Genomic DNA, 22,060 nt, shown 5'->3' on the forward strand with positions numbered 1-22,060 from the left:
CCTCTCACGCGCCCAGGACCATGGCCAGAGCATCCAACTCCACGGTGGCCTGCCGGACGGAGTCCACCAGCGCCCTGCGGACGTCCAGTTCCTCACGCGCGCGCGCCGCCTCGGCCGGGCTCTCGCGTTCGCTCACGCCCTGGTAGTAGCCGAGCTCGTGCTGGAGGAGATCCTCCAGCACGTCGGCCGCCATCTCGTGATCCTCCTTGATCGTCTCGCGGGCGATCTCTAGTGCCCGCGCGACGCCGCCACGGGTGGCCACCCAGAGCGCCGGCGTGGCGAAGGCGGACAGTTGTTCGTGCTCCACCTTCGGATCGAGCTCCTTTCCCCTGTACGGGGCGAGGAGCCGCTCGCGGAGCGCTGGATCCGTCACCACCACGGGCTCCTCCTCGTTGCGAGGATCGATCTTCAGCACCACCTGCTCGATCCGGGGCCACAGCTCGCTGCGGGCGCGGACGAGCAGCCCTGCCGGGACGGTGCCGCGCAGGACGTTGCGGACGAGGGCGACCAGGAAGATCTGGCCGCGGTTCTGCGGGCCGAGCCCGGATCGCCGAAAGATGGTGGCTCGCCCGATGGGCGTGGTGTCCAGGGCGTCCACCAGGGTATCGACGAGGCGGTGGCCTGGGGCGAAGAACTGGACCCGGTTCTCCTCCAGCGCTCGTTTCCGGCTGAAGGTGCCCGCGATGCGCTCCGTGCGTCCGACGCCGAGCAGCGGCGCCTCCAGTTGATCCGCCTCCCACTGCAGCTGGATGAGGTTGTTCCCGATGCCGTCGTCCCGGAACCCCAGCGCGCGCGACCAAGCAATCAGCGCCTTCTGGGCGGGCTCCGGATCCGTCCCCTCGAGGATCTCGGCGAACTCGTTCGCCCTGTCCAGCTCCGGCCGGGAGGAGTCCAGCGAGGTCTCGAACTCCTTGTCCGTCTCGGCGAGCCGCCGGTCGATCTCCTCCCGCAGCCTTTCGGCCACGCCCTCTGTGTCCTTGCCGTACGCGGCGTCCGAGACGGATTGCTGGAGCCGCAGCAGGTCGAATTCCAGGCCGCCGATGGAGCGGTCCTGGACCTGGAACACCTCTGTGTGCAGCTGGACGAGCAACTGCTCCGTCCGGCTGGGGCCATGCAGCAGGACGGTGTGGATGGGGTGAGCCTGCGGACGGCCTATCCGGTCCAGCCGGCCGATCCGCTGCTCCAACCGCGTCACCGACGCGGGGACGTCGAGGTGCAGCACCGCCCAGGCCATCTCGAAATTCCGACCCTCGCCGCCGAGCTCATCCGAGACGAGGACGTGGCACCTCGCGTCGGTCTGGAACTTCCATGCGGCCTCTTCGAGCTCTTGTGGATCGAGAAGATAGTGGAACAGGCGCATGCCCGCCTGGGGAAGCTCTTGGTGGAGGTACCTCCCGAAGTCCTCCACGTTCTCGCGCTCCTGGGAGAAGACGAGGATTTTGCGCGCCCGATCCTCCGCGAGCCGGGCTCGGATCCAGTCCACCGCCCAGCGAAAACGCGCACAGGGCCCTTCTTCCACCCACTCCTCGACGAGTCCCTGCGCCTTCGTCCGCCAGGCCCCCTCGTCCGGGAGCGGTGGCGTGGTGGCGATCAGCCGTTGGATGAGGCTCGTCTCCTCCTCGGCACCTGGATCGCTCCGCAGCGCCCGCGCCAGCCCCGGGGGGGAGAGCTTCATCGGGCCCTTGAGTGCCTCCTTCCGCGCGCGCAGGAAGGCGAGGAAGTGCTCCGCGGTGGTGCAGGCGAAGCGCTGGTACAAGCCACGCAAAGCCCACTGCTCCACGGTCAGTCCAGGCGAGGCGGAGAGCCGGTCAAGATGTTCGGCCAGGAGCTTCTCCACCGCGGTCGCCTCGTACTCGGCGACCTGGCCCATGCGCGGGTTCCGGGGGAGGTCGAGCACGGCCAGGGTAGCACGGCGGGTGCGGATCAGACGGTGATCGATCCGGTGGAATTCCTGGACGTAGCCGATGAGCTGGTCGAGAGCGTCTTCTCCTTCGCCCGAGCGGAATTGCCCGAGCAGTTTCTGGAAGATCGGGTCATCGGAGGCCACCTCGTCCCAGTACCCGGCGATGTCGGCGATGGCGACCTCGTCGAGCGCCTCGCCGGCCTGGCGGGTCGCCTCCAGCAGTTCGGTGCTGTAGGCCAGGGCATCCCAGATGCGCTTCTTCGCATCCAACCGGTGCTGGAGGGTAGCGGTGTCCTCGGGAGAGTAGACGTCCGGTGACACCAGGGCGAGGAGCCCCAGCAGTCCCTCCGTCTCTCGCTTGGACGGAGTGGCCGAGAGGGCGAGGAAGCCGTGGGCGCGCTCCGCGATCTTCCGGAGCCACGGGTAGAGCTGATGCCGGGGCGGCACCTGGTGCGCTTCGTCCACCACGACCATTCCCCATGCACGCTCGGCGAGCAACGCACGGAGGTCCGCGTGTCCCTCCAGCGCGGTGGTGGAGACGATGAGCCACTTCTGCTGCGCCAGCAGGTGGCGCTCCGACGTATCCGCCTTCTCCCAGCGGGGAGCGGACACTTCGGAAAAGACCCGTGCGCCGAAGCGGAGGTACAGCTCGCACAGCCACTGCCGGGCCATGGCGCCCGGGGTGATCACCAGCACTGGGCAAGTCGGATCCGCCGCGGTGAGAGCCTGGATGACGTAGCCCGCCTCGATCGTCTTGCCGAGCCCCACCTCGTCCGCGAGCACGAAGCGGGGGGCGCGGTTCCAGAGGATGCGCCGGACGGCGTACAACTGGTGCGCGAGTGGGCGGACGCGGGCTCCGAAGAGGGTGGGGATGCCTTCCGAGTCCCGGTGGAGTTCGTAGAGGGTGTCTCGGAGGTCGCGCCGGGCGAAGAACCGGCGGGGGCTGCGGTACTCCGCGTTCTCCAGGAGCCCCAGCGGATCCTTGCTCTCGGACGCCAGCGGGATGACGTGGGACTCCTCCACCCACTCCTCCACGCCGTCCAGGCTCACCAAGCCTCGGCGTAGCGCTCCCCCGACATCAACCGAGAGCAGCCGGGCGGTCCGGTGCGCCGCTGCCGGCTCCTGCGGGACGACATGCACGGACAGCCCCTCGTACAGCGGAAAGGGGCGGAGTTCCGTCGCGTCCACCGTGAGCGTTTCGTGCGCCTCTCCTCGGAGTGGGTAGACATTCAGCCTTCCGGCGACACCGCCCTGGACCCGCACCGGGCCGAGTTCCGGATTGCGGAGGAGGTAGGCGAGTGCGCCCGTGCTCAGGCCCGTCGTCGAATTGGCCTTCGTCATTTAGATGGAGTCTCCGATTGCTCCTGGCGCTGCCAGCGTCCGGAAGATACTACTGCGGGAGCGACCTGCGGGCGGTTCATGCCGGGGGCGCTGTGGGACGAGATGGAGAACACCCGCAGTGTACCGCGAGGGGTCGAGGGGCGCCCAGAGCGGTCGGCTACAGTACCTGCCATGACTCGGTCCCCTCCCGCCCCTGTCGCCGCCCGCGCTGGCTGTACCTCCACGGCTTCGCCTCCGGCTCAGAGTGGAGTTGCCCCGTTTCGGAGGGTCAACTCCAGTGGCGCGCTCTGCCGAACTCACAGACACTTCTGCAGCCTCACCGGCACTAGCCCGTGCCCTTCGATGCTCTTCGTCCCGAGGCTGGCTCCAGCGAGTGGCCGGCGTGATGCTGAAACTCGACATCGTCACCGCCCGCAGCGTGCGTTCCGTCTGGGTCCGCGCGGATGGGGGCCTGGAGGCGCGGGTGGTCCCGGTGGCTCCGGAGGTATTAGTGGGCCAACGAGATGCTTCAACCGGGGCGGTGTGATGCTGGGAACGGGGGTTCGGCGGAACGGGAGGGGCGGGCGGCCAGGGTGGTGAGACCGGCAAACTCGACCTCACGGTCATCCATCCCCTCAATGACTTCCCAGGTGCAGCCTCCACGGTGCGAGGCGGCTTGCGGTGTGGTCTCACGGCCGACTGGCGTCAACGGATGGTCGCGCACATCAGTAGTGTCCGGGGCCGCCCGGGTGCGGAGCAGGTGGCCCCGGTCACCCCGGCAAGGACTGCGACTTCCCCATCAGTGGCCGTGGTGGCGGGCACGGTGGCCCACGGGGAAAAGGGTCCTGATGGAACATGCGTGCTCTAACTGCGCGTGCTGTCTACTCCGCGCTCGTAAGCGCCGCCCGCCCGCAGCTCCATTGACGCGTCGGCCGGCTGGCGTCTGCTCGGGACACCTTGCGAGGCCAGTCTCCGTGAGCCATTTCTGAGCCACGCCCCGGCCACGGACGGCCATTCCCGGCCACTTTTCCCTCGAAAATGACGACTAATGCTCTCGAGAAGTGCGACTGAAAATCCCCATGTCGGTGGTTCGATTCCGCCCCTGGGCACTTCCAAAGAGTTCCGCAGCACATCGAGGCCGATACGGATACGCACTCCGTATCGGCCTTTCGTGTTTTCAGCTCCTGGGAACTCCCCTTGAGCCACGACACGGGGCCGTGCTCAGACGGCCCTGGGGGCAGCGCTTGCTCAGCGACGTGCGGCGCGTGCGGTCTTCTCAGCCTTCGGCGCCGGCCGGTTCCACACTAGGCTCTTGTATTGACCGATGAGGTGGTTGGCGAGCAGATCGATGTCCTTGGACGTGTTCTGCAACTCGTTCCACTTGCGCAACTGCCCGCCACCGAAGTCCCAGTGACCGGTGGTCCACCGGCACATGTCCTTGAGAGGCTGGAGGTCCGTCTCGTACTGGATGACCGTGGGGATGTACGAGTCGTGAAGGCGATCGCTGATGGTGTCCATGATGAACCCCATGCTGACGATGCCCGCTCCGTGCATGAGCCGCGACTGCCTGGGTGGGAGCCCCCAGGCCGCCTTGAAGACCCGGGCGACCGCGTTCCAGTAGTTGCGCAGCAGCTCCAGCATGGGCTCGACATCACCCTCCAATGTGCCCGGGTGCTTGAACTTCTGGAGCGCGCCATCGCTCAGACTGTTCTCGAGCATCTTGAGGATGGAGTTGTCCTTGATTCTGCCCGTTGGATTGGTCGCGGTCTGGATCATTCCGCGCAGGGGCGAGCTGATGTCCAGGTTGAGCCGCTCCAGGAGTTGGGCCGGGAGCCGGCGCCGGTTGAGGAGTGTCGGTAGCTGGGCGGTCGTCTTGGGGAGCAGTTCGTAGATGAGACCCTTGGGCAGGGGCTTGGTCGAGTTGACGAGGATGAACTGCTCCGTCTGCTGGCTGACGTCGTTGGTGATGAAGGCCGTCACGCAGATGGGGAAGCGCTCGACGGATGCCTCGCGGATGGCCGCCAGGCGCTGCTGGCCATCCACGATGAAGCCCGGCTTGCGCTCATCGGAGAGGTTCTCCTCCACGGGGATGGTGATGAATCCCGGGCGCGCGTAGTCCGTGGGCGAGCTGCCCTTGGCCGCCTCGAAGCGCACGCGCGAATCGAACGCCAGCACGATGGCGTTGGGTACCATCGGCGAGGGGCTCTCGAGGTAGTTGCGGATCTCCTCGATGTGCGAAAGCACCTCGGGCCGCTGATAGCCATGCAGGCCGCCATCCTCGTGCCGGTTCACGCGCGAGATGGTGGCGAAGCGGTGGACCAGCTTTCCATCCACCGCGAAGGAGTACAGCTTGCGTCCGGGGGACTGCTGCACTTCCACGGCGGGAAGCTTCAGTTCTTTCGACATGTTTCTTCCCTTGCTCATCAGCCGCGGGCCTGTGCTTTCAGCCGGCGCGAGGGCTGCCGGGACTCCGTGACGGGCTCCTGGTGCGAGTCCAGCCCGAGCTGCCGCAGTTGCTGGTACAGGGTCCAGATGTTGTGGAAGCCCCGCCTCCGGTTGCGCTCGGCGCCCCGGAAGAGGATGACGTGGTATTTCAGGCTCTGGCACACCTCGCAAGGGCAGCGGCGCCAGGGCGCATCGGTCAGCGTCTTCTCGTAGGCGGGGGCGTGGTTCTTCTTCGTGTCCGGATCGTAGAACCGCTCGTACTCCATGAGCACCTCCACGACCTGGGCGACCGTACGCCGGCCCTCCTCGAAGAGCTTCATGGCCTCCAGGCAGGCCCGCTCCAGCCGGCGCGCCTGCTCCTGGGAGACCTGCCCGGAGGAGATCTTCCGCTGCAGGCCGGGGTTTCCCTCCACCTGGGGGATGCGGATGGCCGTGTACTTGTACGTATCCGAGTAATAGTTGTCGCGGTCGTCCTTGAAGGCCTGCCGCAGTGGGGACGTGCTGTCGAAGGAGGCGACGCCCAGGCGGAAGAACTCCTCGATGTGCTCGGTGCGTGTCACGCCCAGCAGGTGCAGACGGGTGCCCGGCTTGCGCACCGTCTGGATCTCCTCCAGGCACGCGCGGAGCTCGGGCGTCTTGAGGGGCACCATGCCGCCGAGCGCGATGTAGCCGTAGCCCATCTTCTGCAGCGCCTTCACCGCCGCGGCGTAGGACTTCGGGCTCCAGCCCTGGGCCACGCCGAGCGGCTCGAAGGAATGGTGCCCCGCCTTGTGCTTGAGGAGGAACTCCTCGGCCAGCTCCAGCGTGAGCTTCTGCCTGTCCCGGACGGCCTCGGGGAGCTCCACTCCGGAACCCGGCGTATCCGCCGCGGGCTTGAACTCGAGGATGACGTGGTCGAGCGACACGCCCATGTCGAAGCGGCAGCTCTCGTAGAACTCGAGCACCTCGTCGACCGAGTACGGTGGGACTTCCTCGGCCACGTAGGTGAAGGCACCGCAGTCGCCCATGATCTTGAGCGGGTGGGGAGCCCGGTCCAGGCGGAAGAACGCGGGGGCGCCGCGTCGCAGCAGCCGGTGGCGCTGGGCCGCCGTGTAGCGGCTGCCGAGCACGCCGAAACCATCGACGATGCCCTTGGAGACCAGCAGCCCGTCGAAGGCGGGCGTGGAGAAGATCTCATGGGCGTAGAGGTCGTCGAGCTGGCGCTGGCGGGCCGCCGAGCGGCGCTCGCGCTCGAAATCGAAGGTGGGATCGACGAGATCCTGGCTGTCTGGCAGGAAGAACTTCAAGCGGATGTCCGTCGGTTGTTCAAGTAGGCGCGAATCAATGTGCTGGAGAGCAGGCGGATGTGCTGCGGCGTGTTCTGGACCTCGTTCCAGGCCAGTCCGCCGAGCTCCTCCCGGTTCCCGTCCGTCCAGCGGCAGATGGGCCGGATGCGAGCCAGCTCGGCCCGTACCACCTGGGGTGTCCGGGCGCCGTTCAGATCGATGCTGCCCATGACCTTGTCCATGAGCCGTCCCATGGCACAGAGGCCGGCGCCGTGCATCAGCCTGCTGCGGGTGGGAGGACGGCCCCAGGCCTCGGGGAAGGTGTCGCGGACCGCCTTCCAGTACATGAGGAGCAGCTTGCGCACGGACTCGAAGTCCGTCTCCCCGCTGGCGATGTTGCGGTAGGGGAAGAGGGCCCCGCTGGGGGAGGAGAGACTCTCCTGGAGCATCTTCACCACGGCGGTGTCGGTCACCACGGCGGCGTGGCGGGCGTCGGAGTCCTGCGAGGCGCGCCGGATGAGGCCCCGGAAGGGCGATTGAGGATCCCGGTTGAGCAGATCGCACAGGGCCGCGGGGGCCCTGCGGGCCGCGAGGTTGCTGGGCAGCAGCGTGGAGACCTCGGGGAGCAGCTCGGTGATGAGGCCGCGCGGCAGGGGCCTGGTGTTGTTGACGCGCAGGAACTGGTCGCGCTGCAGATCCACCTCGTCCGCCACGAAGGCATTGACGGGCACGGGGAAGTCCTGCCGCTTGCACTGCGAGAGCGCCAGGGCCCGCTGCTGGCCGTCCACGATCCACGCGGGCTTGCTCTGGCCCGGCCCGGGCAGGGGGATTCGCAGCGTACCGGCCTCGGCGATACCGGAGTCCACCTTGGGGCCCCGGATCTGCTTGAAGAGGGTGCTCGAGGACAGGGCGAGGATGATGGAGTTGGGGAAGAGCACCTGGGGGCCGTCGAGGTACTCGGTGATGCTGCGCACGTGGCGCTTCACCTCGGGGCGCTGGTAGCCGAGCAGGGCCCCACCCTGGTCCCGGGACACACGAGACACATCGGCCACCCGGAGGAGCTCGGAGGCCGTGAGGGTGAAGAGGTACAGGGGATGCCTGGGGTGCTGCTCGATGCGGATGGCACGGCGCAGCAGGGCTTCGGGCTCGCGGCGGCTCATGCGCGCTCCTGGAGCGCGTGGAAGAGCCGACTGAAGCGCTTCTGTTCACAGGCGAGGCCGCTGTCCCTCAGCTGCCGCAGGGTGGCGCTACAGGAGAGTTTCCGCGTGCGCAGCGCCCGCACGATGAACTGGCGTACCTCGTCGTCCGTCATGGGCGTCCGCTCATAGCGCACGGGGGGAGCGCTGCGGTGGATGAGGCCCTCGTAATACTCCCGGGCGTGGGCTGCGTCTACTTCGCTTCCCTCGTCGCGGGCGCGTTCGAGGATGTGCCGGGCGACGCGGGCGTGGAGCGACTGGCGAGCGCCTCCCAGCTGTTCCTGGAGGTGGGCGTTGGAGGGAACCTGGTGGGGCGCCAGAACCCCTTTGAAGAGGGGCGCGGGCGTCGAGACGATGAGGAGGTGCTCGGGTTTGCGCAGGGCCTGTGCCGCATGCACCAGGTCGTCCGTGAACGCGGCGACATAGGCGGGTGAGGCCACGACCAGGATGCGGGCGTGGGGCGTGGACTCCGCGAGCTGACGGATGTGGCGGGGCGAGCCCGGCATGGGGCTGGATTCCCGGGCGAGTGCCTTCCACCAGTGTTGGAGCAGCTCGCCCGTGGGACGGGACTCGCCCTTGGGGATGACGGAGTCCTCATGGCCTCGGGAGAAGGTGGCCGAGTACGGGCGGATGGGGGCGCTCGCGGGGATGAGCCCATATCCCGCCGAGGCCACCCACAGGTGGGAGCGCAGCCCGGCCTGGGTGGCCAGGGTTGGCAGCTCCAGGACGACGCTCCAGTGATCGCCCGCGTAGAGATCCTGCGCGGGGTACGTGGGATGCGGGTGGTCCCGGAGGCAGTTCCACCAGAGCCGGGCGCGGGATTCGGGTGCCGTCGCCTGGATCGTTCGCAGGTGGAGCCCTGGAGGAATGGGCGCACGCTTCCGGTCGCTACACGTGGCGATGATGTGGAGATCGGTCGACATGGCACCCGGAACGGCTGGGCGCCGGTATACCCGCAAGCGGGGGAGTGATCGAATCCCCGACCGATGATGCCGATGATATCGGCGTGCGCTCTTGGGCGTCCGTAGGCGCCCGCGGATGACTCTCGATGTAATCCTGGTGAACATGACCTCCGCGGTTGTATCGCCGGAATCTCCGGGAGAGAAGACGGTTTTCCGGATCTGTAACGTCGCGGAAACTGTAGGCAGCCTGGTGTGGAGTGGCGTGCAGTTACACCCATGGTGCGAACGGTTTTCAGTCGATGATCAAACCCACCTGAGTGAGCAGGGCCTCGTGTTTCTCGCTCGGAAAGTGGTCGTTCAGCAACGTGCGGGCGATACGGTGGAGCAGTTCTGGCCGTGCGCGGAGCAGTTGGTCGTACTTCTCGACGAAGCCGCCCCAGACATCCGCTCTTCGCAGAGCCGTCAGGGTCGGATCGGTATTGCTCTGGCGCAGGACGAACTCCGCCCTGTTCCGGACCTCGACTTCCCAAAGTCCATCGTGCTGGAGGCGCCAGAACGGGTAACCCGCATGCGGTGTGCTCCGTACCTGGCCGTGGCTTTTCAGCAGGGACACGAGCCTGGGCTCGAGCTCGAGGAATGAGGCGAGCCTGGGTTCGTTGCGCTGAATGCGTCCCAACGCGAGGAGCAGAAGGAGCGGTTTGTGTGCCGCCCTCTGTCCCTGGCGCCTCCAGGTCTGGAGGTTCTGGACGGCATTCAGAAGCATCTGCTCTTCGGTCATGGTGTCGGGCGCACCGTACCCCACGCGGCATGAGTCCTGGCACCACCGCGGTGGGTTGGTCCAGCTCCCACCCCCTGTCCCACGAGCCAGGGGGAGTGCACCCCGGGTGTGGGCATGCAACCTCCCGTCCGCGTGCCAGCCGGGTAGCTCCGTGACAACGAACGTGGTGGGACGGCTTGCATCCGGTACATTCCCCCCTTGCCAGGACCCCGCAGTCGGGGTCTCTCGGCAGGGAGTTCCATGACACCACGTGTGGAAGAGACGGATGTCCTCATCGTCGGCTGCGGCCCCGTGGGGGCGCTGACGGCCAATTTCCTCGGACTGTACGGGGTCCGCACGCTCCTCATCGAGCGCCAGCCCACCCCCCACGGCCTGCCACGTGCCATCACGTGTGACGACGAGGCCCTGCGCATCTACCAGGCCGCCGGCCTCGCCGAGCCCATGGATGCCCTCATGTACACCGTCCCCGAGGTCCAGATGACCGGGGCCAACGGTGAGCTCTTCGCCCGCGTCGTCATCCAGGGGCTCGACTTCGGCAACGGCTTCCCCGCCCTCCGCTTCTTCAGCCAGCCCTACGTCGAGGACGTCCTGCGCCAGGGCCTCTCGCGCTTCCCCCATGTCGAGCTGCGGTTCGGCCAGTCCCTCGAGGCCTACTCCCAGGACTCCCACGGCATCTCCGCCACCGTCCGCGACGCCACGGATGGCTCCGAGCGCACCGTGCGTGCCCGCTACCTGCTGGGCAGTGACGGCGGCCGCAGCACCCTGCGCCGCCTCGCCGGCATCGAGATGGTGGGCTCCACCTATGACGAGCAGATGCTCGCCATCTCGCTCCTGCTCCCCGAGCCCCCGCCGCCCATCTGCCGCATGGTGTGCGATCCCCACCGTCACATGTTCGTCGCCCGCTGCTCCGGCAACGAGATGCGTGTCGACGCCACCATCCGCCACGACGAGAAGGTCGAGGACCTGCTCCGGCCCGAGCGCCTCCGCGAGTTCATCGCCCCCTTCGTGGATCCGGATCGCGCCACCATCGTTCGCGCCGCCGCCTACGTCTTCAACCGCCGCATGGCCTCGCGCTGGCGCGACGGGCGGCTGTTCCTGCTCGGCGACGCCGCCCACCTCATGCCGCCCGTGCTCGGCCAGGGGCTGTGCTCCGGCCTGCGCGACGCCCACAACCTCTCCTGGAAGCTCGCGTCCGTGCTCCATGGAAACGCCGACGAGCGGATCCTCGACACCTACGAGCAGGAGCGCCGCCCCCACGTCGAGGCCATGCTCGACACCAGCGTCCAGATGGGCCGCGTCGTGCTCACCGGCAGCCGTCCCATGGCCATGCTGCGCGACAACGTCTTCCGGGCGCTGGATCGCATCCCCCGCGCCCAGCGCTTCATCCGCAACTTCGAGTTCAAGCCCCGGCCCCTCATCTCCCGCGGCTTCATGCTCGGCGGCTCGCGGGCCCACCGTCAGGCCCCCGAGGGCACCTACTTCCCCCAGCCCCGCGTGGGCGCTCCGGGGGGCGAGGTGGTCCGGCTCGACGAGCTGCTGGGCCCCGGTTTCGCCGTGCTGGTGCATCCCGACACCCGCGAGACGGCGCGCCGCGGTGCCCAGGTGCTCGCCGACAGCATGGGCGCCCGTTGTCTGAACATCATCCCCCCTCGTTCCGGCCAGGCCCAGCCCGGTGAGGTGGTGGACACCGAGGGCAAGCTCGACGCCTGGTTCCGCGAGCACAAGGTGGAGATCGCCGTCCTCCGTCCGGATCGCTATCTCTACGGGGCCGTGCGGGGCTCGCACCTCGCCTCGCTCTCCACGGCGCTGCGGGGCTGGGTCCACGGCTCGCCGGTCGCCATGGCGCCGCCCGCCGCCGCGTCCGCCCTCAAGTCGTCGGTGGGCTGACGGCCGGAGCCGGTACCGAGGAATTTCCAGTGGGTCCACCCGTTGGGTGGGCTCTTCGAAGCATGTGGAGGGAGAGCGGATGCTCAGACAGAAGTTGCTCGTCACGGGGTTGGTGCTGCTGGCCGGGACGGCCGCGTGTGCCCAGGGCCGGGCCGCGGCGCCCGGGACGGCGGCCACCACCGCCGCGCGGAAGCCCGGCGCCCAGGTGCGGACGAAGACGCTGAAGAACGGGTTGAAGGTCATCGTCTGGGCGGACCCGGACAACCCCAGTGTCGCGCTCTACAACTGGTTCCGCGTGGGCAGCCGCAACGAGCGCCCCGGCATCACCGGCCTGTCCCACTTCTTCGAGCACATGATGTTCAACGGCGCGAAGAAGTACGGCCCCGGTGAGTTCGATCGCGTCATGGAGGCGCACGGCGGCCGCAACAACGCCTACACCTCCGAGGACGTCACCGTGTACCAGGATTGGTTCCCGCGCTCGGCGCTGGAGAAGATCTTCGACCTGGAGGCGGACCGGCTGCGGGACCTCGCCATCGACCCGAAGGTGGTGGAGAGCGAGCGCGGCGTCGTCTACTCGGAGCGGCGCTCCAGCGTGGACAACGACAACAACGGGTTGCTCATGGAGCAGGTGCAGGCCACCGCCTTCGTGGCCCACCCCTACCAGTTCCCCGTCATCGGCTGGCCCTCGGACATCGAAAGCTGGAAGCAGGCGGACCTGGAGCGCTACTTCCGCACCTACTACGCGCCCAACAACGCCACGCTCATCGTGGTGGGAGCGGTGACGCCCGAGGAGATCTTCTCGCTGGCGGAGAAGTACCTCGAGCCCATCCCCGCGCAGCCCGAGCCCGAGCCGGTGCGCACCCTGGAGCCGCCGCAGCAGGGCGAGCGCCGGGTGGTGGTGCGCAAGCTGGCCCAGGCGCCGCTGTTGCAGATGGCCTTCCACGGCCTCAAGGCCAGTGACGCGGACGCGCCCGCGCTCGACTTGCTGGTGCGCATCCTCACGGAGGGCGACTCCTCGCGGCTGCACCGGCGGCTGGTGGAGGAGGAGCAGGTGGCCATCAACGTGGGCGGGTACCGGGGCGCGGGGTTCGACCCGTCGCTCACGTGGATGCTGGTGGACCTGCCGCCGGGTGGCGATCCGGGCAAGGCCGAGGCGCTGCTCGACGAGGAGCTGGCGAAGGCGGTGTCCGCGGGCGTGAGTGACGCGGAGTTGCGCAAGGCGAAGAACATCGCCGTGGCGGAGTTCTGGCGCAGCCTGGAGACGAACAGCGGCCGGGCGCAGGCGCTCGGCACCTACGAGGTGTTCCACGGCGACTGGCAGAAGCTCTTCAGCGCGCCGGAGCGCTACGAGGCGGTGACGCGCGAGCAGGTGCGGAAGGTGGCCGCGCGGGTGTTCGCGAGGAACAACCGCTCCGTGGGCGTGCTGGTGCCCGAGGCCGCGGCGGACGAGGCGAAGAAGGAGGCGGCGCGATGAAGGTGATGAACGGGAAGGTGGCGCTCGCGGCGCTGCTGGTGGCCTCCTCGGCGGGGGCGCAGGAGACGAAGACCCCGGCCCCGGCGGCGCAGCAGGTGCGCCAGGACGCCGCGAAGGACGCGGTGAAACTGCCCAAGGCCACCGTGCTGGAGCTGAAGAACGGCGCGCGGCTGCTCCTGGTGGAGAAGCACGAGGTGCCGCTGGTGTCCTTCAGCGCGAAGGTGCGCGGTGGGGCGCTCGGAGATCCGGAGGGCAAGGAGGGCGTGGCCGCGCTCGCCGCCGAGCTGCTCCAGAAGGGCGCCGGCAAGCGGGACGCCGCGCAGTTCGCCGAGGCCGTGGACAGCGTGGGCGGCGTGCTCGGGGTGGCTTCCAGCCGCGAGTCACTGGAGATCGGCGGACAGTTCATGTCGCGCGACACCGCCCTCATGGTGGAGCTGCTCTCGGACATGCTGATGCGGCCCCGTTTCGACGCCGCCGAGCTGGACAAGATGCGCGAGCGGATGGTGTCGGAGCTCGCCGCGGCGAAGGATGGAGACCTGCGCGGCCTCATCGGCACCTACTTCCAGGGCTTCCACTTCGGGACGCACCCGTACGGGCGGCCGGTGGGCGGCAGCGAGGCCACGCTGGCCACCCTCACGCGCGAGGACGTGCTGGCCTACGCGAAGGCGCACCTGGGGGGAGATCGGCTCATCCTCTCCGTGGTGGGCGACTTCGACGCGAAGAAGCTCGGGAAGCAGCTCGAGGCGGCGCTCGGCGGGTGGAATCGCGCGGGCACTCCGGTGCCGGTGGCTCCGCCCACCCAGCCCCTGAAGGGCCGGCGTGTGCTCCTGGTGGACAAGCCGGACGCCACGCAGACGTACTTCTGGGCCGGCAATACGGGCATCTCGCGCACCGACCCGGCCCGCGTGGACGTGTCGCTCGCCAATACGGTGCTCGGCGGCCGGTTCACTTCGTTGCTCAATACGGCGCTGCGGGTGAAGTCCGGGCTGACGTACGGCGCCGGCTCGGCGGTGCTGCCCGGCATCCAGCCCGGCCCCTTCGCCGTCTCCTCGTACACCAAGACGGAGTCCACCGGGCAGGCGCTGGACATGGCGCTGGACGTGCTCGCCAACTACCGCCAGCACGGCATGGACGACGCCACGCTCTCCTCCGCCAAGGAGTACCTGCTGGGCCAGTTCCCTCCCACGCTGGAGACGAGCCAGCAGATCGCCTCCCGCTTGTCCGAGCTCGCCTTCTACGGCCTCGACTCGAGCGACGTGGATGAGTTCGCCTCCAGGGTGTCCGCCGCCGACAAGGCCCGCATCCTCGCCGCCATCCAGCGGGTGATGCCCGCTCAGGAGGACCTCACCCTCGTGCTCATCGGCAAGGCGTCGGCCATCCGGGAAGTGGCTCGCAAGTACGGGCCCGTGACGGAGATGAGCATCACGGACCCGTATTTCGCTCCCCGCGGGACCGCGGCGAAGGCTCAGTAGGCGTATACCCTCACCCCAGCCCTCTCCCAGAGGGAGAGGGGGCATACACGGATGGGTCCCTCTCCCTCTGGGAGAGGGTCGGGGTGAGGGTCTTCCTCCGTGCCCGCGCGCCTACTTCGGCAGCGCCGCGTAGCGGTCCATGCACTTCTTGTAGCGCCTGTTCACCGACTGCGCGAACCACGCCGTGGACTTGTCCCCGCTCATCTTCGGGCTCCGGATCGTCACCGTCGGCAGTTGCTCGTAGTTCGGTGTCTCGCCCGTCTGCTCCTGGTACACGCGCTTGATGGCGCTCCAGGTGTCCGTCTCCTCGAAGGCGAGCTCCTTCTCCTTCTCCACGTCCTTGCGCACCCGCCGCTCGCTCACGTCCTCCGGCACGTACCGCTCCCGGAACGCCAGAATCGCCTTCAGCGAGTTGCTGTCCTCGTCCACCGGCTCGCCCTGCTTGTCGTAGGCCAGCAGGTCTCCGTCCGTCACCAGCTTGATGCCCGTGAGCCGGCTCACCTGGGACTGCACCGCCGCGTTGCGCGAGGCGTAGTAGCCCGCGTTGTAGTCCGCGAAGCGGTAGAGCGGCTCGCTGTAGTGGGCCTCGTAGCCCAGCAGCCGCGCCGTGCCGTAGTACACCCCGCCGCTGCGCGTGTAGAGCTCCTCGCGCACCCGCTGCAGCGCGCGCTCGTCTCCTCCCGCCAGCTCCTCCGCGAAGCGCACGCTCACCTGCATGGAGCCCGCCGTGGTGATGGGGTTGAGGTCCTCCAGCCGCGTGGACTTGACGAGGCTGCTCGCCACCTGCGCCGCGAAGTACGTCTTCGGGTACTCCGTCTGGTAGTACTCCAGCAGCTCACGGAAGATGCGATCCAGGTCCCGCTCCGTCTTCACCTGCGCGAGCCGCTGCTCGAAGTTCTGCGAGTAGCCCGGTGCCTTGCCCTCCAGCAGCCCCTTCACCGCCGGCGGCCCCAGCGGGCCCAGCTTGTCCGCGTAGGCGTCCAGCTTCTCGCGGACGATGCGTGACAGGCCCGGCACCGCCGGGTTGGCCTCGAAGCCAGACTCCTGCTCGATGACGGCCAGCACCGAGCACACCGCCTGCGCAGAGGGGTACTGCCGGTGCGCCTCGAGCGCCGCCAGCACGTCCTCCGCCCAGCCCTCCCGTTCCTTCTCTCCCGGTGGCACCAGCTGCGTCGCCTGCTCCACGGTGACGCGCGGGGGCAAGGGCACCTCGGGCCGCGTGTGCCGGGGCGCACAGGCCGCCAGCGCCGCCAGCCCGCACGCGATCAATACATTGCGGCTCATGTGAAAAAATCGCGCACCGTTCCATGTCTCCGAAGAGGAGACAAGGGGGACGGAGGTAACGTTTACAGCCTTCGTAACAGAAAAATTCCTGAAAACCATCACAGCCTCTTGTTCACGGCTTAAATCGGAGTTCAAGTGAACGGTCTCTTCTACCGAGGAGTATTGCTTTGGCTCATCGAATGATGCGGACCCTGTGTGTGGCCTGGCTGGGTGCGAGCCTCGCCGCTTGCGGTTCGACTGTGGACGTGAACGAGGAGGCGGTGAAGGCGGGGGAGAAGGACGTTGACATCCAGGCGGCGCTGGCGCGTTTCAAGGACGTGCGCGTCGTGGGCAGCGAGGCCGGTGTTCCGTACGCGGTGACGGGCCAGTTGGGCCGGCTGTCGCCCTCGGGCAGCGTAGGCGAGCTGCGTGCCAAGGACGAGCTGCGTGAGGCGGTGGTGGAGCTCGCGCCGGTGTTCCGCGTGAGCGGCGAGGACCTGGTGTTCAAGCGCTCCTCGGTGGACGAGCAGGGGCACCGCCACCTGCGCTTCCAGCAGACGCTCAACGGCCTGCGCGTGGTGGGCGGTGAGCTCGTCATGCACGCGGATGGTACGGGCAACATCTACGCGGTCAACGGCTCGCTCCGGTCGGGTGAGCAGCTGTCCGCCGCGGCGCGCGTGGCTCCCGAGGCCGCGCTGCGTGCCGCCGAGGTTGGCTCCTCCGCGCGGGGTGCTTCCGCCCAGGGCGAGGCGAAGCTCGTCTACGTGCGCGCCGAGGGCAGCTCCGAGCTGCGCCTGGCCTACGAGGTGTCCGTGAAGGGCGAGCGTCAGGGCATTCCCGCCCATGATCTCGTCTACGTGGACGCGCAGCGCGGCGGCGTCCTCCTGGAGAACCCGCTCATCCACACGGCGCTCAACCGCCGGGTGTACTCGGCCAACAATGGCTCCACCACGCCGGGCACGCTCAAGCGCAGCGAGGGCCAGGCGGCCATCGGTGACGCCCATGTCGACACCAACTACGACATGCTGGGCACCACCTACAACTGCTACAAGACGCTCTTCAACCGCGACTCGTACAACAACGCGGGCGCCACGCTCACCAGCACCGTCCACTACGGCAGCAACTACGTGAACGCCTACTGGGACGGCACCCAGATGGTGTACGGCGACGGCAACGGTGTGGACTCCATCGAGCTGGGCAAGGATCTGGACGTCACCGTCCACGAGCTGACCCACGCCGTGACGGACTCCGAGTCGGACCTCATCTACTCGGGTGAGTCCGGCGGTCTCAACGAGTCCATGTCCGACATCTTCGCCGGCGTGTGCGAGAGCTGGACGCGCAGTTGGGCCGTGGACGCGGACGTCTTCAAGATTGGCGAGGACATCTGGACGCCCGGCACCGCGGGTGACGCGCTCCGCTACATGGATGACCCGGCCCGGGATGGCGTGTCGCTCGACTTCTACGGCGACTACTCCGCGGGCGTGGACGTGCACTACAGCTCGGGCATCAGCAACCTGGTGTTCTCGCTGCTGAGCAAGGGCGGCGTGCACCCGCGTGGCAAGTCCACCAACGTGGTGCCGGCGATTGGCCCGGAGAAGGCCGGCCGCATCTTCTACAAGGCCAACACGGACCTCTTCACGGCCAGCACCACCTTCGATCAGGCCAAGACGTACACCCTCCAGGCCGCCGATGCGCTCTACGGCGCGGGCTCGGCCGAGTCCCTGGCGGTGAACGAGGCCTGGAAGGCCGTGGGCGTGCCGCCTCCGCCGCCGGTGATCGATCCGCTGACCAACGGCGTGGCGGTGACCGGCATCTCCGGTGGAAAGAAGTACTACTCGCTGCAGGTGCCCGCCGGTCAGGCCAACCTCGTGTTCGACATCAGCGGTGGCACGGGTGACGCGGACATGCACGTGAAGTTCGGCGCGCTGCCGACCACCAGCTCCTACGACTGCCGTCCGTACGCGGGTGGCAACACGGAGAACTGCGCCTTCACCAACCCGGCCGCGGGCACCTGGTACGTGTTCCTGAACCCCTACTCGGCGTTCTCGGGTGTGACCCTCAAGGGCACGTACAGCGGGACTGGCGGTGGCGGTGGCACGCCGGTGACCCTCACCATCAACGACAGCGTGGCCTCGGGCGCGGCGGACAACTTCGGTCCGTACAGCGTGGTGGCGGGCACCAAGTTCAAGGTGGTGATGTCGGGCTCGGGTGACCCGGACCTCTACGTCCGCTTCGGCGCGGCGCCCACGACCAGCACCTACAACTGCCGTCCCTACAGCTCCGGCGCCTCCGAGACGTGCGACCTGACGGTGCCCGCGGGCCAGAGCAGCGCCTACGTCATGGTGCGCGGCTACACCGCGTCCACGTACTCGCTGAACATCAGCTACACCCGGCCGTAGTCCGGGTGGGCAGGATGGATTGACGGGCGGGCGGCTCTCCACGTGGGGGCCGCCCGTCGTCTTTTCGCGGGGCCACTACCGCCGCAGCAGGATGTCCCGCGCGAGGCTCTCGCCTCCGCCCACCAGGTCGAACGAGGCGCGCACGGGAGTGCCCTCGCTGATATCCCTCAGCGGGATGTGGCGGCCCCGGCGCAGGCCACGGCTGCGGCCGTCGATGCGCAGCTCGTAGACGTTGCCCTCGTCGTCGCTCACCTCGATGGTGCCGGGGCGCACGCGCTTCACCCGGCCATCCACGGTGCCGCTGGCGATGGTGACCGCCTCGGCGGGCTCGGTGGCGGAGATGCTCGCGTTGCCGGCACGTGCCGCCTCCGCGGCTTCCAGGAAGCCGATACGGTCCTCGTCCGGCAGAGCAGGTCGGGCGGGCTGGCTCCCCGGCCGCTCCCTGGATTCGGAGTCCGTCTCCAGAATCCGCGAGGGCGGAGTCTCCGCGTCCGCTCCGCTCGCGAGGTGCTCTTCCGCCGGTTCGCTCTGTCCGGCTCCGGTGTCGGAGTCCGCCAGCTCTGGCAGCTCGACGAAGTCGATGGTCTGGACGGGAGTGGGTTCCGCTGGAGCCTCGGTGGCCACGGTGACCTTCGTGCCTTCCGTTGCCGGCTCCGGCTCGCGGCAGCCCGTCAGACAGAGGACACAACAGCCCAGCAACCCCCAGCCCACGCCCCATGCCGCCATCCCGCCCACCCCCCAGTGCCGTCCGGAAGGAAGGTGGGGCGCCGGGGCGGGCGTGGCAAGCCTCCCGTCCGGACACCTGTTCACGGGGCTCAGCGCACGGGGCCGCCGACGCGGGCCTGGATGCGCTGGAGCTCGTTGCCGAGGAGGGTCTGCTGACCGCCCCCGTAGCCGCGCGATTGGATGAGCGAGCGCACCTCGCTGGCGCGTGCCTGGGGCTCGGGGTGGGTGGCGAAGAAGGCGCTGACGAAGTTGGGGCTGGAGCCCTGCATTCGCGCGAGCTTCTCGAAGAAGCGCGCCATCGCGGCCGGGTCATAGCCCGCGCTGTCCAGGAACTGCAGGCCGCGCTTGTCCGCCTCGCGCTCCATGCCGCGGGTGTACGCGGCGAGGTAGCCCTGGGCGGCGATGGCGCTGCCCACCTGGGCGAGCAGGCCCGGGTCGTTGCCGAACAGGAGCTGCTGCAGGGTGCTCAGGCCCACCTGGCTGGCGAGCTGTTGCCGGGCATGGCCCGAGGTGACGTGGGCCACCTCGTGGGCGAGCACCGACGCGAGCTCCGCCTCGCTGTCCGCCGCGCGGAGGAGGCCCGAGTAGACGAAGATGTGGCCTCCGGGCAGGGCGAAGGCGTTGACGGTCTCGGGCGCGTCGATGACGGTGAACTGGAAGGGGTAGGGCCGCTCCTCCCGGGGCGCCTGGGCCACGAGGCGCTGGCCGAGCCTGTCCACGTAGCTCTGCACCAGGGGATCCTCGAGGACCTTCTCCTGCCGCCGCACCTCGGCGGAGAGCTGATCCCCCAATTGGCGCGCCTCCTCGGGGCCGAGGACGAACTCTCCAACGGCCCGGGTGGCGGGGCGGGTGACAGAGGCCACGGTGCCGCAGCCCGTGCCGAGCAGCAGCCCCAGCACCGAGAGAGGGGGAATCAGAGCGCCTTTCATGGGTCTCCAGATGTGCACCGGGCACGACTGGAACAACGCGGTGGCCGGGGAAAGCATCCAGGCCGCCATGCGCTCAATCACCCCTCTCCCCTCGGGAGAGGGTCAGGGTGAGGGTATGTCGCTCCCCGGGTTCCCCCCTCGCCGTCCGCGCCACCGCTCCATCAACTCGCGAGCACTGCCACCGCGCTCGAGCCGTGCGTCCACCACCGACAGGTCTGGCGCCAGCTCCAGGACGAACGCGAGTGTCGGCTCGCCGCGCAGGTGGTAGCGCAGGTCTCCGATCCGCACCACGGTGCGCCCCTGTTCGCCGGAGGCCGAGGAGATGACGGGGAAGCGGGCCCAGGCGAGCGCCTCGTGCACGGTGGGGACGGCGCGCACGGAGGCGGGGAGGGCCGCCACCGAGGGCCGGGGCAGGCGGCGCTCCTCGCGCGGCGGCTCGCCGGGGGACACGGAGCCGGCCACGTACTCGGAGGGGAGCACGGCCACATAGCGCCAGGTGGTGAGGGAGAACCACGCGGGGAAGACCTGTACGCGCTCCGCCGAGGGCCAGGCCTCGCGCACGCGGGACGTCAGCGTGGCCTGGAGGACGACGCGCAGGCCCACGTACGCGGCCGAGCACGCGAGCCCCACGAGCAGGGCGCGCCGCCACCGTGCCCGCTGGCGCCAGGCCCACACCGCACCGGCGAGCAGCGGAAGGGTGACGAGCGGGTCCACCACCAGGGTCCAGTCGAGCGTGAGGCGCCGGTCGGAGAAGGGGAGGAGGAGGCGGGTGCCCCAACCGGTCCACAGGTCGGGCAGCAGGTGGGCCCCGCAGAGCGCGAGCAGGCTGGAGAGGTAGACGGGGAGGAAGCGGGCGCGGCGGAAGACGAGCAGGGCGAGCCCCGTGGCGGCGAGGGCCACGACGGGGGCGAAGGCGAGTGCGTGCGACAGGCCGCGGTGGGCGCGCAGGGCGTGGTCGACGGAGTTGGCGGCGGGCAGGAGGGTGTCGAGATCGGGCAGCTCGGCGGCGAGGACGGAGCCGAGGAGCACGGCCTTGTCGGTGGGGGAGAGGGGCGAGCCTGCGGGGGACTCGGGCCGGCGCAGCGCGCCGAGGGCCAGGCCCAGCAACCCGTGGGTGAGGTTGTCCATGCCGTCATGCTCCCAGGGCGTGGGCCACGGCGCTCACGTGTGTGCGCACGAGCTCCCGGGCGCGAGTGAGTTCCTCCAGGTGCGTGGGGACATAGCCGAGGCACAGCACCACCTCGTCCTCGGGAGCGGCGCGCGCGCCCAGCGCGGCGTAGTCGAGCGTGCGCGAGAGGGGCTCGCCCTCGGTGTCCGGGGTGAAGCGGCCGAACACGGCGGCGTGGGTGTCCCGGCCGGGCGCGGTCTCCTTCAGGGCGAAGAGCTGACGCACGGCCTCGAGCGTCTCCGGTCGGGCGGCGAGCACCTCGGGGTCCACGGGCCCCGCCAGCTCCCACTCGAGCAGACGCAGGCAGCCGCGGACGAACTCCACGTCGGTGATGACGAGCCCATACAGGTACCAGTCCGCGCACGCCGCCTGGACGAGCCGGGCCTGCGCGTCCGAGAGCCAGGTGAAGGAGGGGCAGGTGAAGGTTTCACAGATGTCGGCGCGGTAGACGCCGCAGTCGCGCAGGTCCGCGCCGCCCGTCACCTTCGGGTGGCCGAGGCAGCCCACCCGCGTGCGCTCCGCGTCGAGGAAGCCCAGCAGCGGACAGACGCGCACGGCGGGGAAGAGGGGAGGCGTGGCGTGACGGGCCTCGAGCAGGGCCCGGGCCGCGGCCTGCCAGGCCCCGGGTTCCCTGGGCAATGGGGCGAAGGTGTCCGTCTGCGTGGCGAGACGCTCGGTGAGCGTGGCGCGCGAGTGGTCGCGGAAGTTGTAGAGGCCGCAGCAGGCGCCGCACGAGGCGCCACGGCCGGGCTGGCACAGGTGGAAGGAGACGGACACGGTACCTCGGGAGGCTAATCCCCTTCAGGGAAATGATCGAAGGGGCTCCATGCTCCCTCTCCCCCCCGGGAGAGGGTTGGGGTGAGGGTATCCGAGCCCGTTCTTCCAACCCGTGGCCCTCGGTGTGGACAGGGGATTCAACCCGGGACCCTGGCA

The 22,060-nt window shown here is 69.0% G+C and carries 16 protein-coding genes; 5 read left to right on the forward strand and 11 right to left on the reverse strand.

Annotated elements, in window-relative coordinates:
- Positions 1–4: 4 nt before the first annotated feature.
- The gene (locus Q664_RS31195) at positions 5–3,244 is read right to left on the reverse strand and encodes an SNF2-related protein (protein ID WP_043403752.1); all 3,240 of its coding nucleotides are present in this window, start codon (positions 3,242–3,244) and stop codon (positions 5–7) included.
- Positions 3,245–3,626: 382 nt separating this feature from the next.
- On the opposite strand from Q664_RS31195, the gene Q664_RS59425 reads away from it, so the two are divergent.
- Complete coding sequence (locus Q664_RS59425; protein ID WP_160174538.1) at positions 3,627–3,770, forward strand: hypothetical protein; 144 nt, start codon at positions 3,627–3,629, stop codon at positions 3,768–3,770.
- 701 nt (positions 3,771–4,471) lie between these two features.
- Here the strand turns inward: Q664_RS59425 and dbpB (Q664_RS31200) are convergent.
- The 5 genes from dbpB (Q664_RS31200) to Q664_RS31220 form a co-directional block, all read right to left on the reverse strand.
- A complete protein-coding gene (dbpB, locus tag Q664_RS31200) occupies positions 4,472–5,629 on the reverse strand; it encodes a DGQHR domain-containing protein DpdB (RefSeq protein WP_052518894.1) in 1,158 nt (385 codons plus the stop codon).
- 17 nt (positions 5,630–5,646) lie between these two features.
- Positions 5,647–6,954, reverse strand: coding sequence for a tRNA-guanine transglycosylase DpdA (gene dpdA, locus Q664_RS31205; RefSeq protein ID WP_063934783.1), 1,308 nt, complete (start codon positions 6,952–6,954; stop codon positions 5,647–5,649).
- Positions 6,951–8,093 carry a DGQHR domain-containing protein DpdB gene (gene dbpB / locus Q664_RS31210; protein WP_043403754.1) on the reverse strand — a complete coding sequence of 381 codons (1,143 nt, stop codon included), beginning with the start codon at positions 8,091–8,093 and terminating at the stop codon, positions 6,951–6,953. The genes dpdA and dbpB (Q664_RS31210) overlap by 4 nt, the downstream gene beginning before the upstream one ends.
- Positions 8,090–9,052, reverse strand: coding sequence for a hypothetical protein (locus Q664_RS31215; RefSeq protein WP_043403757.1), 963 nt, complete (start codon positions 9,050–9,052; stop codon positions 8,090–8,092). Before Q664_RS31215 ends, dbpB (Q664_RS31210) begins: the two co-directional genes overlap by 4 nt.
- Before the next feature lie 271 nt (positions 9,053–9,323).
- Positions 9,324–9,809, reverse strand: a complete 486-nt coding sequence (locus Q664_RS31220; protein ID WP_152622443.1) for a phosphorothioated DNA-binding restriction endonuclease family protein — start codon at positions 9,807–9,809, stop codon at positions 9,324–9,326.
- 240 nt (positions 9,810–10,049) lie between these two features.
- On the opposite strand from Q664_RS31220, the gene mhpA reads away from it, so the two are divergent.
- The 3 genes from mhpA to Q664_RS31235 all read left to right on the forward strand — a co-directional run bounded on the left by mhpA (position 10,050) and on the right by Q664_RS31235 (position 14,642).
- A complete protein-coding gene (gene mhpA / locus Q664_RS31225; RefSeq protein WP_063934784.1) occupies positions 10,050–11,696 on the forward strand; it encodes a bifunctional 3-(3-hydroxy-phenyl)propionate/3-hydroxycinnamic acid hydroxylase MhpA in 1,647 nt (548 codons plus the stop codon).
- Between the two features lie 79 nt (positions 11,697–11,775).
- The gene (locus Q664_RS31230; RefSeq protein WP_052518896.1) at positions 11,776–13,170 is read left to right on the forward strand and encodes a M16 family metallopeptidase; all 1,395 of its coding nucleotides are present in this window, start codon (positions 11,776–11,778) and stop codon (positions 13,168–13,170) included.
- Positions 13,167–14,642, forward strand: a complete 1,476-nt coding sequence (locus Q664_RS31235) for a M16 family metallopeptidase (RefSeq protein ID WP_043403764.1) — start codon at positions 13,167–13,169, stop codon at positions 14,640–14,642. The genes Q664_RS31230 and Q664_RS31235 overlap by 4 nt, the downstream gene beginning before the upstream one ends.
- Before the next feature lie 111 nt (positions 14,643–14,753).
- On the opposite strand, the gene Q664_RS31240 is transcribed toward Q664_RS31235, so the two are convergent.
- Complete coding sequence (locus tag Q664_RS31240; RefSeq protein ID WP_043403765.1) at positions 14,754–15,926, reverse strand: DUF1615 family protein; 1,173 nt, start codon at positions 15,924–15,926, stop codon at positions 14,754–14,756.
- 245 nt (positions 15,927–16,171) lie between these two features.
- Between Q664_RS31240 and Q664_RS31245 the strand changes: the two genes are divergently transcribed.
- Entirely contained in the window at positions 16,172–18,304 is a 2,133-nt protein-coding gene (locus tag Q664_RS31245) for a M4 family metallopeptidase (protein ID WP_326938756.1), read from the forward strand.
- Between the two features lie 75 nt (positions 18,305–18,379).
- Here the strand turns inward: Q664_RS31245 and Q664_RS31250 are convergent, their stop codons facing one another.
- The 4 genes from Q664_RS31250 to Q664_RS31265 form a co-directional block, all read right to left on the reverse strand.
- A complete protein-coding gene (locus Q664_RS31250; protein ID WP_152622444.1) occupies positions 18,380–19,030 on the reverse strand; it encodes a hypothetical protein in 651 nt (216 codons plus the stop codon).
- An 89-nt stretch (positions 19,031–19,119) separates the two neighbouring features.
- A complete protein-coding gene (locus Q664_RS31255; RefSeq protein WP_043403768.1) occupies positions 19,120–19,959 on the reverse strand; it encodes a M48 family metallopeptidase in 840 nt (279 codons plus the stop codon).
- Positions 19,960–20,061: 102 nt separating this feature from the next.
- Entirely contained in the window at positions 20,062–21,087 is a 1,026-nt protein-coding gene (locus Q664_RS31260) for a metal-dependent hydrolase (protein ID WP_043403770.1), read from the reverse strand.
- A gap of 4 nt (positions 21,088–21,091) precedes the next feature.
- Positions 21,092–21,904, reverse strand: a complete 813-nt coding sequence (locus tag Q664_RS31265; RefSeq protein ID WP_043403772.1) for a hypothetical protein — start codon at positions 21,902–21,904, stop codon at positions 21,092–21,094.
- Positions 21,905–22,060 lie beyond the last annotated feature (156 nt).

Origin of the sequence: Archangium violaceum Cb vi76, from assembly GCF_000733295.1 — a bacterium.
Lineage (GTDB): Bacteria > Myxococcota > Myxococcia > Myxococcales > Myxococcaceae > Archangium > Archangium violaceum.

Excerpts from the sequence above, each read along its gene's own strand:
- Q664_RS31230 (WP_052518896.1), top strand. The coding sequence starts at position 11,776 with ATGCTCAGACAGAAGTTGCTCGTCACGGGGTTGGTGCTGCTGGCCGGG.
- Q664_RS31220 (WP_152622443.1), bottom strand. The coding sequence starts at position 9,809 with ATGACCGAAGAGCAGATGCTTCTGAATGCCGTCCAGAACCTCCAGACC.
- Q664_RS31195 (WP_043403752.1), bottom strand. The coding sequence starts at position 3,244 with ATGACGAAGGCCAATTCGACGACGGGCCTGAGCACGGGCGCACTCGCC.
- dbpB (WP_052518894.1), bottom strand. The coding sequence starts at position 5,629 with ATGTCGAAAGAACTGAAGCTTCCCGCCGTGGAAGTGCAGCAGTCCCCC.
- Q664_RS31215 (WP_043403757.1), bottom strand. The coding sequence starts at position 9,052 with ATGTCGACCGATCTCCACATCATCGCCACGTGTAGCGACCGGAAGCGT.
- Q664_RS31255 (WP_043403768.1), bottom strand. The coding sequence starts at position 19,959 with ATGAAAGGCGCTCTGATTCCCCCTCTCTCGGTGCTGGGGCTGCTGCTC.
- Q664_RS31240 (WP_043403765.1), bottom strand. The coding sequence starts at position 15,926 with ATGAGCCGCAATGTATTGATCGCGTGCGGGCTGGCGGCGCTGGCGGCC.
- mhpA (WP_063934784.1), top strand. The coding sequence starts at position 10,050 with ATGACACCACGTGTGGAAGAGACGGATGTCCTCATCGTCGGCTGCGGC.
- Q664_RS31235 (WP_043403764.1), top strand. The coding sequence starts at position 13,167 with ATGAAGGTGATGAACGGGAAGGTGGCGCTCGCGGCGCTGCTGGTGGCC.
- Q664_RS31250 (WP_152622444.1), bottom strand. The coding sequence starts at position 19,030 with ATGGCGGCATGGGGCGTGGGCTGGGGGTTGCTGGGCTGTTGTGTCCTC.
- Q664_RS31260 (WP_043403770.1), bottom strand. The coding sequence starts at position 21,087 with ATGGACAACCTCACCCACGGGTTGCTGGGCCTGGCCCTCGGCGCGCTG.
- dbpB (WP_043403754.1), bottom strand. The coding sequence starts at position 8,093 with ATGAGCCGCCGCGAGCCCGAAGCCCTGCTGCGCCGTGCCATCCGCATC.